The organism is Bacillus sp. N3378-2at, from assembly GCF_033412715.1.
Taxonomy (GTDB): domain Bacteria; phylum Bacillota; class Bacilli; order Bacillales; family Bacillaceae; genus Bacillus; species Bacillus subtilis.
Genome location: NZ_CP117986.1, coordinates 4,027,614 through 4,041,606, shown reverse-complemented (window position 1 = coordinate 4,041,606; position 13,993 = coordinate 4,027,614). Strand labels below are relative to the sequence as shown.

The window sequence follows — 13,993 nt, the reverse complement described above, 5'->3', positions numbered from 1 at the left end:
TTATGTTAGGATATTATATGACACTTGTTTTATTCAGAAAGGAATGACAATGTTGAAAATCGTTGCAAACACAGCTGATCTGATAGGAGATACACCGCTAGTGAGATTGAATCGGCTTCAGCCGGAAAATGCGGCACAAGTCTATTTGAAGCTTGAATTTTTCAATCCGAGCGGCAGTGTGAAAGACAGAGCCGCTTATCAAATGATCATAGAAGCTGAACAAAACGGTTTACTCAAGCCGGGATCAGTTATTATAGAGCCGACAAGCGGAAATACCGGAATCGGGCTCGCCATGAATGCGGCAGCACGCGGATATAAAGCAATCTTAGTTATGCCTGATACGATGACGAAGGAACGGATCAACCTGCTTAAAGCTTACGGTGCAGAGGTTGTATTAACTCCCGGAGAGGAAAGAATGCCGGGCAGCATCAAAAAAGCGAAGGAGCTTGCCGAACAAATTCCGAACAGCTATATTCCAATGCAGTTCGATAACACTGCTAATCCTGATGCGCACCGGAAAACAACAGCGCCTGAAATCGCCCGGGCAATAGAGGAAATCGGAAAACCGCTCGGCGCTTTTGTCGCCTCCTCTGGAACGGGCGGAACCATTACCGGAACAGGTGAGGCGCTCAAAGAGCTTTTTCCGGATATCACGGTTCATGTTGTTGAGCCAGCGGGTTCGCCTGTATTATCCGGCGGAAAACCTGGCGCGCATAAACTTGTAGGAACGAGCCCAGGCTTTATACCGCCGATTTTAAATGAAGACGTTTATGATGAAATTATCAAAATCTCTGATGAAGACGCGTATACGACGACAAGACGGCTTGCTGCTGAAGAAGGAATTCTTGTCGGTCCTTCATCAGGCGCTGCCTGCTTCGCGGCAATCGAAACAGCGAAACGCCTCTCTCCTGACAAAGTTGTGGTCTGCATGACAGCTGATACAGGAGAACGGTACTTATCAACTGATTTATGGTCATTTATTTAAAAAAAGGACTGGCTTCAGCAGAAGCCGGTCCTTTTATTTTGCAAGCTCGTAAATGGCCTGAGCATATAACGCTGTCGATCTCAGCAGGTCATCAATTTCGATATATTCATCCTTTTGGTGTGCGCTGTCAGGGCGTCCGGGGAACAGCGGGCCGAACGCGACACCGGCTTTTAAGGATCTCGCATATGTCCCCCCGCCGATTGAGATTAAGTCAGCTTTTTTACCCAGCTGGCCTTCATAAACCTTTTGCAGGGTTTTGACTAACGGATGATCTGCGGTCACGTGATGCGGCTTGCTGTCTTTGAATTCTCCCAGATCAAATTCAGATGCACTTTCGAATGCATCGCGAATCGCTTTGCTTTCTGCTGTCACAGGATAGCGGATATTGATCCCGAGCTCGCCTCCTTGCCCTTCTTTATAGCGCAGTGTTCCGACATTTAATGTCAGCTCACCGCTGATTTCATCCTCACAGTCGATGTCCAGTTTTTTTCCTCTTGTATCACCTGAGAACTTATCTGTCACAACTTGCACAAACCGCTTTCCTGCATCGTCAAGCTCAGTCTGCTGGAGAAATTCGCACAATAAAATACCGGCATTGATCCCATTGTTCGGTTCCATCGCATGGCAGGAAAGACCGTACATACGCAAAATGAGCTGTCCGTTCTCTATTGCAGCTTCCCCTTTTTGGTCCGTCGTGCGGAGCATGTCTTTAAATGAAGACAGAATCTCTTCATTTTTCGGCCCTTCAATGACAGCTTCCGCAGCATCAGGCACCATGTTCAAACGAAGGCCTGATTGAAACGAGACAAGCACTGCCTTTGGTTCTGCTTGATTTGGACGGTGTGGAATAAGTAAAGAAGCATCGATGATCCCTTTTTCCGCATTAATGATCGGAAAATCGGCGTCAGGCGCAAAGCCCATTGTTGGCATTTCTTCATGCTTGAAATAATGCTCTACGCATCTCCAATCACTTTCTTCATCTGTTCCGATAATCATTCTGACTCGCTTGGACAGGGGCAAATTCATGTCTTTCACGATTTTCAGCGCGTAGAATGCCGCCATTGTCGGGCCTTTGTCATCAATGGCGCCCCTTGCATAAATCCGTCCGTTGCGGATTTCAGCTGAAAATGGATCACTCGTCCACCCATCTCCCGGCGGCACGACGTCAACATGGCAAAGTACGCCGATAATGTCATCGCCCTCCCCCCATTCAATATGACCTGCAAAGCCGTCAAGATTTTTTGTTGTAAAGCCTTCTTTTTCTCCAAGCTCCAGCAATGAAGTCAGGCTGGCGTTTACCCCTTCTCCAAACGGTTTACCGGGTCCGGCGGTTGTTTCGTCCATGACACTGTTGATTCTCAAAAATTCCTGCGTATCACGAATTAAATCCTCTTTTTTTCTGATCACTTCAACTTCCCAGTTCATAATGATCCCCTTTCCGCAAGAAATGACTTGCAAAAACCAAATAAAACGAATAATATTAATGGTGTTTTGTTAAAACGTTCGTAATTGGAGGATACTATGTTTCATCTAAAAGAGCAGCAAACATCCATAAAGCAAGAAATCATAGCAGGGCTGACGACCTTTTTCACAATGGTCTATATCGTCGTGGTCAATCCGGTCATTCTGGCTAACGCCGGGGTTCCTTTCGACCAGGTGTTCACCGCAACGATTATTGCCTCCATTGTCGGAACGCTGTGGATGGCCCTGGCAGCAAATTATCCGATTGCTATTGCGCCCGGCATGGGCTTGAACGCTTATTTAGCCTTTCATGTCGTAAGCGCAAGCGATGGCGGCATCACGTACGCAACAGCTTTCAGCGCAGTATTTACAGCAGGGGTTCTCTTCATTATTCTATCGTTAACGCCTTTAAGAAAACAACTTATAGAAGCGATTCCAAACAATTTAAAATACGGGATCACAACTGGGATCGGGCTGTTTATTGCTTTTATCGGTTTGCGTCAAGCGGGCATTGTGGCAGCTGATGAGTCAAACCTGGTCACTCTCGGCAATCTGCATTCACCTGGTGTTATCTTAACGCTGGTTGGCCTTTTGATCAGCGTGGTCCTGATGGTGCTGAATGTAAGCGGCGCTTTATTTATCGGAATGGCAGCTACCGCTTTGATCGCCTTTTTCACCGGTCAGCTCCATTTTCCAAAGGGATTTATGTCGCTTCCTCATTTGCCGGAAGGATTGATGATCTCAAATCCATTTACCGCTTTTGGCGATGTCATTCATCACGGCCTGTACGCTGTCGTCTTTTCTTTTCTATTAGTCACCATTTTTGATACGACAGGCACGATGATCGGAGTTGCCGAGCAAGCCGGGCTGATGAAAAACAACAAGCTGCCTAACGTGCGAAAAGCGCTGCTTGCTGATTCAACAGCGACGACAGTAGGAGCTGTTTTCGGCACAAGTCCGACGACCGCATTTATCGAATCTTCCGCCGGTGTCGCAGCCGGGGGAAGAACGGGGCTTACGGCTTTGACTGTCGCGGTGATGTTTGCGGCTTCAATGTTTTTCAGTCCGCTTGTCAGCGCCTTGTCCGGTATAGCCGCCATCACCTCGCCTGCTTTGATTATCGTCGGCAGCTTGATGATGGGCTCGGTTTCCAATATGAACTGGAAAGAGATGGACGAGGCATTTCCAGCGTTTCTCGTCATTCTGGCCATGCCTTTGACATCCAGCATTTCTACAGGAATTGCGCTTGGCTTTATTTCATATCCGATCGTAAAAGCGGCGCGGGGAAAATGGAGAGAGATTCATCCGCTCGTCATCGTTTTCGCCATTCTGTTTTTCATCCAGCTGTTTATTTTATAACATAGACCAAAAAACCCAAACGTCGTCGTTTGGGTTTTTTATGTAAACAATAAAGAGACAGCGGCCGCTAAAAAACAACAGGCGGCAAACGCATAGTGCAGGATGTTGATACAGTTTTTTCTGGCCCGATAATATTCATCCCTTTCCTTATCGGTGCCAATTAAAAAAGGGGCATCCATGACCTTGTCAAAAATAAGCGTCAGGATATAACGGCAAACCCCTGTATATACCAGCAGCGCAATCACCTTCAGCCAAATTGGGGAAACAAATATGAGAACGGTGAAAGCTGACAATAGCATGTACATCTGCCTCGCATACTCGCCATTCCTCAGCATGACTTTAAAAAACAATTCCTTATAGCCTGTGCAGATCGTTCGTCTTTTAAATATCCTTTTTGAATTTCGGTATAATAACGGTTTTCTTCTCATCCTGTCTTTTACTTTTGGCATTCCCGCCTCCTGACTCATCATCATCACAAGTCCTGCAAGGGCAAGCCTGCTTTTTTTCTCTTCAGTCACCTCAGCTTCAAAAGCCGTGAACGAAGCCGTCTTTTTCAAACTGCGGATAACTGAGAAAAGCAAAAATAAAATGCCAAAAAGCGCAAGCAAGTGCCACTGAGTCAAAACAATCAGGATAGCAGAACCAGCAAAAAATATAGCTCTGACAAGGATATCACCAATCCATCTCGAAATAGAGCGCGGCTTTCTGATCCTGTCTTGCTTTAAGGATAAAAAGAATATATGAAGGCCAAACAAATAACACAATAGAGCAGTGCTTTCTGCGAATGTGATGTGAACAGAATGACTGATCAAGGGAAGGACAATGAAAAAGAGAAGCAGCCATTTAGCCATCGTGACGAGAAAAGAATACAAAAGCGCGTACCGTTTGAGTTGATAGATGATTTCTTTCTTTTGCAGCAAAAACACTTTGTCCGCTTCCATTAAAAATGTACGAATCGAGCCTGTAAACATGATCAGCCCACACACAGCGTACAGCCATCTCCACTCCGCCACTTCAGACCACTCATAAAGAAGGCCTCTTCCATTCATCAAATCAATATACTGATAGATGACAAAAGCAATCGCCGGCAAAACAATATAGAGAGCGACTGTCCAGTCAATGACCGCATGCAACACTTTAAACTGATACTTGTAATAGTCAAACAGCCTTCGAAAAAAGAGCGTACGCCCGTTCATAGCCGATCACCTTGAACTGCCTTATAAAAACAGTCAAGCAATGACTGCCCCTCTAATCCGGTCTTGTCCTGAATATCTTTTAACGTGCCTTGGAGAAATAATGAACCTTTCTCAATCATATAAAACCGGTCACAGATTTTTTCCGCGGTATCGAGTACATGCGTGCACATAAGAATTCCGGCTCCACGTTCTTTTTCAGCCTTAAGCATGTCCACAAAGCGTTTCGTCGATATCGGATCAAGGCCGATAAACGGTTCATCAATCACATACATATCCGGCTTAGAGAGAAAGGCCTGGATAAGCATTAGTTTTTGCTGCATGCCCTTCGAAAAGGTGACAGGCAGCTCATGTTTGACATGATCAAGCGAAAACGTCTGCAGCAGGCTTTGGGCCCGATGCACAAATTCTCTCCCTTCAATGCCGTGGAGTGTGCTGATCAGATCCAAATGCTCCCACAGCGTCAGTTCTTCGTAAAAGGACGGATGCTCCGGAATATATGCAAATGAACAGTCGTTCCAGGCAATATGCCCTTTAAAATCTTCTGAAAGGCCGAGTATCGCCTTGATTGCGGTGCTTTTTCCGGCGCCGTTAGCTCCGATCAGTCCAACTAGTTCCCCTTTTCTGACTTCCAGAAAAACATCGGTGAGCACTTTTTTTCGGCTTGTATACCCGGCCTGTTCTATTGAAGCTTCAAGCAAATTTGTCAAAACTCACCCACCTCCAAAATTTACTACGAAACAGAATAAAAAAAGTTTCTTTAACCATAATAATATTGAGCCGAAATACATAGTAATCCAACAAGGATGGCTGCCCAACGCGAATTGGAAAAAATTAATAGGAGTTATCCCTAGATTCATCACTGCAATATCGTGTATAATGAGGGCGAATTATTTTAACAATTACAGATGTCTGCCTTTGTTGCTATTTCGTACGCAGTTGATAGTCGTGAGTTGTGGTTAGTCAAGTCCATCCGATCTTATGATAGGGAGTGGTTTTTTGAAACCTTCAACAAACCGTATGCTAACTCGAATCAAATCAGTTTACATGTTTATCCAAGAAAAAGGTCTTGTGACAACACAGGAACTGGTTGACGAATTCGGCATTACACCTAGAACGATTCAAAGAGACTTAAATGTGTTGGCATATAATGATCTTGTTCATAGTCCAAGCCGTGGCAAGTGGGAGACAACGAGAAAGAAAGTAAAGATTACCTCATAAATTGAAAAATTACATAGGGCCGCCTGAGAGCGGTCCGATAGATAACAGGGCGAAGAAACTACTGAGCCTTGTTTTTGTGTGCTTATAAATAAAACCCCGCATTCGATATGCGGGGTTTTTGTCATGCTTGCGGCTCATTGAGCAAATGAAGCTCTTCCTCTGTCAGCTCACGGTATTCTCCGGGTGCCAGAGCGGGATCTAGGGAAACGCGTCCCATCGAAAGCCGCTTCAAATAAACCACTTCATTGCCGACTGCCTTTGCCATTTGCTTGACCTGATGGTATTTTCCTTCTGTAATTGTCAGGTATATCACGGTATTGCCACTGTCGTTTGTTTTGATTTCCGCTCTTGCCGGCTTTGTTTTATAGCCGCCCTCTATGTAGACACCCGTTTCCAAATCGGAGATGTCTTCCCTAGAAATCTGTGATTTTAAATGGACTTCATACGTTTTTGGAACATGCTTTTTAGGAGAAAGGAGCCGATGTGCGAGCTGGCCATCATTTGTGAGCAGCAAAAAGCCCTCTGTATCTTTATCAAGCCTGCCGGCTGGAAATGGCTCAAATCTCATCTCCTCCGGCGTCAGCAGATCGACCACTGTTTGCTGCCGGCTGTCCTCAGTCGCCGACAGCACGCCCTGCGGTTTATTCATCATAAGATAAATGAACTCTCGATAATCAACCGGTTCCCCGTATACGGTCACCTCCTGCGTATCAGGATCAACGTGCGCCTTTACATCTTTGGCAGGTTTGCCGTCGATCATCACGGCTCCAGCCTTTACAACGGCTTTGACTTCTTTTCTGGAACCATACCCGCTGTTGGCAAGCAGCTTATCAAGTCTCATTCCCAATCTCTCCTTTATAAAAGAAAGCCCGCAGCATGCGAGCCCTCAGTTTCATCATATCTAGTTCATCAGCCTGCATGTCTGCCTTTCCTTAAGAAACCTGGCAAACGGCGGCCTAAAATTTTCTGTAAAAATCCTAATCGGTAGCCGCAATACAGGTAGACAGCTCCGCCAACAGCGGCCGCGATCACCACAACAATCGCAGCTTGCAGCTGGCCATCCTGATAGGAAATAAAGAAGCCTAATACCCACTGCACGATTTTCACGGCAATACCCATAATGGCTGATAATACAAGCATCAAAACAGTTCGTTTAACTAGTATCTTATACGAATAGCCTGCATGGCGCTTAATCATGATAAACCCATATAAAAGGGAAGCGATATATCCAAGCGCCGTCGCTAAAATCGCTCCGTCAGCCTGCATCAGCTTGATCAGCGGAACATTCAGCACAAGCTTGATCACGACACCGATCACAAGGCTGACAACCGCAAATTTTTGCTTATTGATGCCCTGCAGAATGGCTGCGTTGACTGTAAACAAAGAGAACAAAATCGCGACTGGCGAATACCATAGCAAAATGTTTGCCCCCAGTTCAGGGTGAAGGCTCTCTGACCCGTAAAAGAACGTATACGTCGGTCCTGACAATAGAGAGATCCCGACAACAGCCGGAATAATTAAAAACAGGATCGTCTGCATCGTTTGATTAATCTGCTGATTTAACAGCTTATAGTTTCCGCTTGTAAACGATTCAGTAATCGTTGGAATTAATGTCAGTCCGAAAGCAGTTGCTAGGGAAACCGGGATCATCACGAGCTTCTGAACATACAGGGTTAGAATCGCAAGCATGTCCTGGCTGATGGCTTGATGACCGGCTTCAATCATCGCTTTGTTAAACGTATTTGTATCAATATAGTTATACAAAGGGATGGCTAGTCCGACAAAAACGTACGGAGCAGCATAGCTGAACAGCTCGAAAAACATTTTTTTGTAGCTTAGGTTTGCTGTCGGACCCGTATTCGGCATCATCGCCAGCAGGCTGCCCTTCCGTTTGTTCCAATAAATATAAAGCACGACCAGCCCCCCGAAGGCACCGATCAGCGCTGCGAAGGTTGCATAGCCCACAGCGATGACAAGGCCGCCGTTGAAAACCTTCAAAATCAAGAATGTCGCACTCAATAGAAAGATGATGCGGACAATCTGTTCAACGACTTGGGAAACAGCTGTCGGACCCATCATTTGGTGCCCTTGAAAGAATCCGCGGACAAGGCTCATAATCGGTACGACCAAAAGCGCTAAGCTGACCATGCGGATGACATAAACGACATGATCAATTGTCAAGCCGTTATTATCCTTGCCTCCCAGCGATATTTCCGCAAACATCGGAGCCGATAGATACAGAATGAAAAAGGCTATCATTCCTGTGACGAGCATAACCGACATGCCCGCCTTGAGCATTTTCCTGCTTGTCTCATAATCCCCTTTTGAATTATATTTGGAAACAAATTTAGAAACAGCGGCCGGAAAGCCCATCGTAGCAATATTCAAAAATAAAGTGTATTGGTTGTATCCGTATTGAAATAATGCACCGCCTGTCGCCCCGACCATAATGCTGAAGGGAATTAAATAGACCATCCCCAGAATCCGCGATATATATGTACCGAGCGTTAATACAAACGTGCCTCTTAACAGTTTGCTTGACATGTTTCTTCATCACCATTTTCTACGAAGATTCAACTTTTCTATTTTACCACAACTGGGCATTTAGACGGTAATAAATACAAAAGCAATCCTGTGAACATTCATGTCCGCGGCAAAAGACGTTTAAGGAGCGGCTTTCTTTCGCTATAATAGTACTGCGGACGGGGTGTCCGCACACGAAATGAAAAGAAAGTTGATGATAAAGATGAAACAATATGACGTAATTGTAATCGGCGGAGGCCCTTCAGGCTTGATGGCTGCGATTGCAGCAGGAGAACAGGGCGCTGGCGTGTTGCTGATAGATAAAGGAAATAAATTAGGACGGAAACTCGCGATTTCCGGGGGCGGCCGCTGTAATGTGACGAACCGCCTTCCTGTGGAAGAAATTATCAAGCACATCCCCGGCAACGGGCGTTTTTTATACAGCGCGTTTTCTGAATTTAATAATGAAGACATTATCAAGTTTTTTGAAAACCTCGGCATTCAATTGAAGGAAGAGGATCACGGCCGGATGTTTCCTGTGACCGACAAAGCCCAAAGTGTCGTTGACGCGCTGTTAAACAGGCTGAAGCAGCTCCGCGTAACAATCAGAACGAACGAGAAAATTAAATCTGTTATATATGAAGATGGACAGGCAGCAGGGATTGTGACGAATAATGGCGAAATGATCCATAGCCAGGCAGTCATTATCGCTGTCGGCGGTAAAAGCGTGCCTCATACCGGAAGCACGGGAGACGGCTATGAATGGGCTGAAGCCGCGGGACATACCATAACAGAGCTGTTTCCGACAGAGGTTCCCGTCACTTCTAGCGAACCGTTCATTAAGCAAAAAACACTTCAGGGCTTATCACTAAGAGATGTAGCCGTCAGTGTGTTAAATAAAAAAGGCAAACCGATTATCACACATAAAATGGACATGCTGTTTACCCATTTCGGCCTCTCAGGACCTGCCATTCTCAGATGCAGCCAATTTGTCGTAAAAGAGCTGAAAAAACAGCCTCAAGTACCGATCAGAATCGACTTGTATCCGGATATCAATGAAGAAACGCTTTTCCAAAAGATGTATAAAGAACTGAAGGAAGCACCGAAAAAAACCATTAAAAACGTGCTGAAGCCTTGGATGCAGGAGCGCTATCTCCTATTCCTGCTCGAAAAAAACGGCATCTCTCCGAACGTATCGTTTTCTGAGCTGCCGAAGGATCCTTTCAGACAATTTGTAAGGGACTGCAAGCAGTTTACTGTCCTCGCAAATGGCACACTGTCGCTTGATAAGGCATTTGTCACGGGAGGCGGGGTATCTGTAAAAGAAATTGACCCGAAAAAAATGGCTTCTAAAAAAATGGAGGGGCTTTATTTTTGCGGTGAAATCCTGGATATCCACGGCTACACAGGCGGATACAATATTACCTCCGCCCTTGTCACAGGCAGGCTTGCAGGGCTAAATGCCGGACAATACGCCCGTTCTTAACCATTACTTTAAACCTCTTGCCGCCAAACTCACATTTGAACATTCCCCGCATTCATGTTAGGGTGAGACTTGTTTTGTTTCACCTGATTGCGGGGTAATTTTAAGAGAGGAATGAGCTGCCATCGTACGACCATACTAAGCCTGCGAGCAAGATATAGGCGTACACAAAAAATTATTAGAGGGTGAGAAATGTTGAAACATATATCTAGTGTATTTTGGATTGTGATTGCAATCACAGCTGCAGCTGTATTATGGGGTGTTATTTCTCCTGACAGCCTGCAAAATGTGTCTCAATCGGCACAAGCATTTATTACCGATTCATTTGGTTGGTATTATCTTTTAGTTGTCTCTTTGTTTGTCGGGTTTTGTCTCTTTTTGATTTTCAGCCCGATCGGAAAAATCAAACTCGGAAAGCCTGATGAAAAACCGGAATTCGGGTTATTATCATGGTTTGCCATGCTGTTCAGCGCAGGCATGGGAATCGGCTTAGTATTCTACGGTGCGGCTGAACCGATCAGCCATTACGCAATTAGCTCTCCATCAGGTGAAACAGAAACCCCCCAAGCCTTCAGAGATGCACTCCGCTATACGTTTTTCCACTGGGGTTTGCACGCTTGGGCCATTTATGCCATTGTGGCATTATGCATTGCCTATTTCCAATTCCGCAAAGGCGCACCCGGGTTAATCAGCAGCACACTGTCACCGATTCTCGGGGATAAAGTAAACGGACCGATCGGAAAGGCCATTGACTGTATTGCAGTTTTCGCCACTGTTGTCGGGGTGTCAACAAGTCTTGGTCTTGGCGCAACCCAAATTAACGGCGGTTTGAATTACCTGTTCGGCATTCCGAATGCGTTTATCGTCCAATTGGTTTTAATCATTATTGTGACAGTGCTCTTTTTACTTTCTGCGTGGAGCGGACTCGGAAAAGGAATTAAGTATTTAAGCAACACAAACATGGTATTGGCCGGATTGTTAATGTTGTTTATGCTCGTTGTCGGGCCTACAGTGCTGATCATGAACTCATTTACAGATTCTATCGGACAATACATTCAAAATATCGTTCAAATGAGCTTCAGACTGACACCGAACGATCCTGAAAAACGCGAATGGATTAACAGCTGGACGATTTTCTATTGGGCATGGTGGATTTCCTGGTCTCCATTTGTCGGCATTTTCATCGCCCGTGTATCCAGAGGCCGGACGATCCGAGAATTTTTAATTGGCGTCTTGGTGACACCTTGTATTTTGACATTTCTATGGTTCTCCATTTTCGGCGTATCAGCCATGGATCTCCAGCAAAAAGGCACGTTCAATGTAGCAAAGCTGTCCACTGAAACGATGCTGTTCGGAACACTTGATCACTATCCGCTGACAATGGTGACATCGATCCTTGCATTGATTCTGATCGCAGTATTCTTTATCACGTCTGCTGATTCAGCTACATTCGTGCTGGGCATGCAGACGTCGTACGGTTCTTTAAATCCGGCGAATTCTGTGAAACTCAGCTGGGGTATCATTCAGTCCGCCATGGCGGCTGTGCTCCTATATTCCGGAGGGCTTGCCGCTTTGCAGAACACAGCGATTCTGGCAGCGCTGCCGTTTTCTATCGTTATCCTGCTGATGATTGCCTCTCTCTATCAATCGCTCTCAAAAGAAAGAAGAGAGATCAAAAAAGCGGAGAAACTCGATAAACCGAGAAGTCCAAGAGTGAAAAAAGCATATTAACAAAAAAGATCTTTCCGCGCCTGCGGAAAGATCTTTTTATTTGCGATATAAAATAAGGGCGGAAAAACAGTAAAGCTGCTCGCCGTCTGGGTCGCACGCGGCCGAAACCGTATATTTGATATCAATCAGCTGCTCCTCCGATATCCCTTTTAAAAATGAATTGATTTCCGTCTGTAAGTCTTTTTCATGCTCTTCATCAAATACCGCTACCTTCAGCATTTTATCCGCTCTCCTTTCTCTATCAATCTATTCCGTTTGGAACAGCGTTATGATAGAGAAAGGATGATTATCTCGTTTCCGGTTAAAAAGCTTTCCGTATATGGGATTCCCTCTGTGGCTCGCCGCCTTGCTGCTCCACTTTCAGCAGCACGGCATAAACAATGCGCATATGACAGTAGCTGATAAGGCTGACGCTGAAAAAAGGGACAATGTCCGGCAGGTACGCAAGCAAGAAAAAAAGAGCAACAGTCAGCGCAAGCATAGCAAACGTATATTGCAAATACGCCACACTGAGCAAGAGCGAAAATTTCACATACAGACGTTTTTTCCAGTCAAAATGGACAAGCAGCGGAAACACATAAAAAAGCATGGATACGAACAAAAAGCCAAATATCATAATGGCGAAGCGCAGGATGTGCAGAAGGGAATGACTTGGATAAATGAAGGCCAAATCAATATAAATGATCACTCCGATGAGCGCCAGTACAGCGCCGAGCAGATTTGAACGAAAAAATTCACCCTTATATTCCTGCCAAAACGTTTTGAGCACCGGAACGTTGTCCTCGGCTTCTTTTCGGCAACCGAGCGCCACATTCCCTCACCAACCGCGATGGAGTAGGCTCCAGCTTCAGCCCCGGCTAAAATATCATAGCGGCGCAGCGGGTCTTTCCCTAAAAAAAGATCCTCAAGCAAAAGCGGATCACCTCCGCCATGCCCCCCTTCATTTTTGACCACTTGTATCGTCTGCTTTGATTCAAAAAGCGGATAGTATTCGATTGTCTGCTCAGGAAAAGCAAACGGAATTCTGGACGTGAAATTCATTTGATTCAATACGCCCTTTTGTGCCGTTGATCGTCAGCCGGTAACCTTCATACGGGGCCGAAAAAATAATCGAGTAGCTTAACAGTGCGCCGCCATCATATTTGACTGCCGCCACGTACGTATCCTCGATGTCAATTTCCTCGTCAAAAATACACGCGTCAGGCCTGTATGCAGTATATAAGCTGGACTGGTCTCCTGCTTCGAGATGATCATCCTTTATAGAAGCTTTAGAGGAACGGGGATGCCACCTTGAATAGTAGTGGCATTTTTCTTTGACCCGGCACGTCCCGCAAAAACGCCCGTCTTCTTCCGGCAAGGGGTTCCACTCACTGTCCGGCCCATAGTAATTCAAGGCGCCATAAGCAAATACCTCTTCCGGATTTTGCCCGAGCCACCAATTGACGAGATCAAAGTGATGTGTTGATTTATGGACAGAAAGACCCCCGGAAAACTGTCTCGACCTGTTCCAGCGTTTAAAATAGCTGGCGCCATGATACGTATCAATATACCAATTTAAATCAACGGAGGTGACCCTGCCTATTTTTCCGTCCAGAATCATTTCTTTTATTTTCCGATGAAACGGGCTGTAGCGATAGTTAAACGCGACGGTGACTTTTCCTTCGCTTTTGGCCTCCGCTTCAAGCACCAGATTCGCATCCTGCACTGTTGTCACCATTGGTTTTTCAGTAATTACATCTGTATTCCACTGAAGGCTTTTTACAATATATGTGACATGCGTATCGTCCCTGCCTGCCACAATGACGATATCAGGCTTTGACACGCGCATCATCTCGTCAAAAGCATCTTCGCTAAACTCGGGCACGTGGGCCAGCTCGGGAAATTTCTTTTTGCAAACGGCAAAACGTTTCGGATCGGCATCCAGCAATCCCGTAATCTCATAATGAGTTGAAAACCGCTCCAACAGCGGTTTGATAAACATACTGAATGCTCTGCTGCTCAATCCGCAAAAGACGATGTTCTTCAATATCCTCACCT

General features: G+C 45.6%; 11 protein-coding genes and 2 pseudogenes. 5 read left to right on the top strand and 8 right to left on the bottom strand.

What is annotated here, in order from left to right; translation table 11 throughout:
• Nucleotides 1–49 precede the first annotated feature (49 nt).
• A complete protein-coding gene (gene cysK / locus PUN35_RS21630; RefSeq protein WP_003229237.1) occupies nucleotides 50–985 on the top strand; it encodes a cysteine synthase A in 936 nt (311 codons plus the stop codon).
• Nucleotides 986–1,018: 33 nt separating this feature from the next.
• Here cysK and pepV read toward each other — a convergent pair whose 3' ends face one another.
• The gene (gene pepV / locus PUN35_RS21625; RefSeq protein ID WP_014480582.1) at nucleotides 1,019–2,410 is read right to left on the bottom strand and encodes a dipeptidase PepV; all 1,392 of its coding nucleotides are present in this window, start codon (nucleotides 2,408–2,410) and stop codon (nucleotides 1,019–1,021) included.
• A 96-nt stretch (nucleotides 2,411–2,506) separates the two neighbouring features.
• Here pepV and pbuO point away from each other — a divergent pair, with 96 nt between their 5' ends.
• Nucleotides 2,507–3,805, top strand: a complete 1,299-nt coding sequence (gene pbuO / locus PUN35_RS21620; protein WP_014480583.1) for a hypoxanthine/guanine permease PbuO — start codon at nucleotides 2,507–2,509, stop codon at nucleotides 3,803–3,805.
• Between the two features lie 38 nt (nucleotides 3,806–3,843).
• On the opposite strand, the gene PUN35_RS21615 is transcribed toward pbuO, so the two are convergent.
• Nucleotides 3,844–5,001, bottom strand: coding sequence for an ABC transporter permease (locus PUN35_RS21615; protein ID WP_014480584.1), 1,158 nt, complete (start codon nucleotides 4,999–5,001; stop codon nucleotides 3,844–3,846).
• Nucleotides 4,998–5,708, bottom strand: a complete 711-nt coding sequence (locus tag PUN35_RS21610; protein WP_014480585.1) for an ABC transporter ATP-binding protein — start codon at nucleotides 5,706–5,708, stop codon at nucleotides 4,998–5,000. Before PUN35_RS21610 ends, PUN35_RS21615 begins: the two co-directional genes overlap by 4 nt.
• Before the next feature lie 289 nt (nucleotides 5,709–5,997).
• Here PUN35_RS21610 and PUN35_RS21605 point away from each other — a divergent pair, with 289 nt between their 5' ends.
• On the top strand, nucleotides 5,998–6,219 hold the full coding sequence (locus tag PUN35_RS21605; RefSeq protein ID WP_003152337.1) for a DeoR family transcriptional regulator: 222 nt from the start codon (nucleotides 5,998–6,000) through the stop codon (nucleotides 6,217–6,219).
• Between the two features lie 121 nt (nucleotides 6,220–6,340).
• Here the strand turns inward: PUN35_RS21605 and PUN35_RS21600 are convergent, their stop codons facing one another.
• Both PUN35_RS21600 and murJ read right to left on the bottom strand, forming a co-directional pair.
• Nucleotides 6,341–7,060, bottom strand: coding sequence for a pseudouridine synthase (locus tag PUN35_RS21600; RefSeq protein ID WP_014480587.1), 720 nt, complete (start codon nucleotides 7,058–7,060; stop codon nucleotides 6,341–6,343).
• Nucleotides 7,061–7,128: 68 nt separating this feature from the next.
• Complete coding sequence (gene murJ / locus PUN35_RS21595) at nucleotides 7,129–8,763, bottom strand: lipid II flippase MurJ (protein WP_014480588.1); 1,635 nt, start codon at nucleotides 8,761–8,763, stop codon at nucleotides 7,129–7,131.
• Nucleotides 8,764–8,965: 202 nt separating this feature from the next.
• Between murJ and PUN35_RS21590 the strand changes: the two genes are divergently transcribed.
• Together PUN35_RS21590 and opuD are read left to right on the top strand one after the other, a co-directional pair.
• The gene (locus PUN35_RS21590; protein WP_072557170.1) at nucleotides 8,966–10,228 is read left to right on the top strand and encodes a BaiN/RdsA family NAD(P)/FAD-dependent oxidoreductase; all 1,263 of its coding nucleotides are present in this window, start codon (nucleotides 8,966–8,968) and stop codon (nucleotides 10,226–10,228) included.
• Nucleotides 10,229–10,417: 189 nt separating this feature from the next.
• Nucleotides 10,418–11,956 carry a glycine betaine transporter OpuD gene (gene opuD / locus PUN35_RS21585; protein ID WP_015384403.1) on the top strand — a complete coding sequence of 513 codons (1,539 nt, stop codon included), beginning with the start codon at nucleotides 10,418–10,420 and terminating at the stop codon, nucleotides 11,954–11,956.
• 36 nt (nucleotides 11,957–11,992) lie between these two features.
• On the opposite strand, the gene PUN35_RS21580 is transcribed toward opuD, so the two are convergent.
• From PUN35_RS21580 to PUN35_RS21570, 3 genes and pseudogenes are all read right to left on the bottom strand, one after another.
• Entirely contained in the window at nucleotides 11,993–12,175 is a 183-nt protein-coding gene (locus PUN35_RS21580) for a sporulation protein Cse60 (protein WP_003223398.1), read from the bottom strand.
• An 82-nt stretch (nucleotides 12,176–12,257) separates the two neighbouring features.
• Nucleotides 12,258–12,746: pseudogene (locus PUN35_RS21575) on the bottom strand (YesL family protein); the annotation flags it as partial.
• Nucleotides 12,740–13,982, bottom strand: a pseudogene (locus tag PUN35_RS21570) (Gfo/Idh/MocA family oxidoreductase); the annotation flags it as partial. The pseudogenes PUN35_RS21575 and PUN35_RS21570, both read right to left, overlap by 7 nt.
• Between the last annotated feature and the right edge of the window lie 11 nt (nucleotides 13,983–13,993).

Bases quoted from the DNA above. Each gene is read 5' to 3' on its own strand.
- cysK (WP_003229237.1), top strand. From the start codon at position 50: ATGTTGAAAATCGTTGCAAACACAGCTGATCTGATAGGAGATACACCG.
- pepV (WP_014480582.1), bottom strand. From the start codon at position 2,410: ATGAACTGGGAAGTTGAAGTGATCAGAAAAAAAGAGGATTTAATTCGT.
- pbuO (WP_014480583.1), top strand. From the start codon at position 2,507: ATGTTTCATCTAAAAGAGCAGCAAACATCCATAAAGCAAGAAATCATA.
- PUN35_RS21615 (WP_014480584.1), bottom strand. From the start codon at position 5,001: ATGAACGGGCGTACGCTCTTTTTTCGAAGGCTGTTTGACTATTACAAG.
- PUN35_RS21600 (WP_014480587.1), bottom strand. From the start codon at position 7,060: ATGAGACTTGATAAGCTGCTTGCCAACAGCGGGTATGGTTCCAGAAAA.
- murJ (WP_014480588.1), bottom strand. From the start codon at position 8,763: ATGTCAAGCAAACTGTTAAGAGGCACGTTTGTATTAACGCTCGGTACA.
- PUN35_RS21590 (WP_072557170.1), top strand. From the start codon at position 8,966: ATGAAACAATATGACGTAATTGTAATCGGCGGAGGCCCTTCAGGCTTG.
- opuD (WP_015384403.1), top strand. From the start codon at position 10,418: ATGTTGAAACATATATCTAGTGTATTTTGGATTGTGATTGCAATCACA.
- PUN35_RS21580 (WP_003223398.1), bottom strand. From the start codon at position 12,175: ATGCTGAAGGTAGCGGTATTTGATGAAGAGCATGAAAAAGACTTACAG.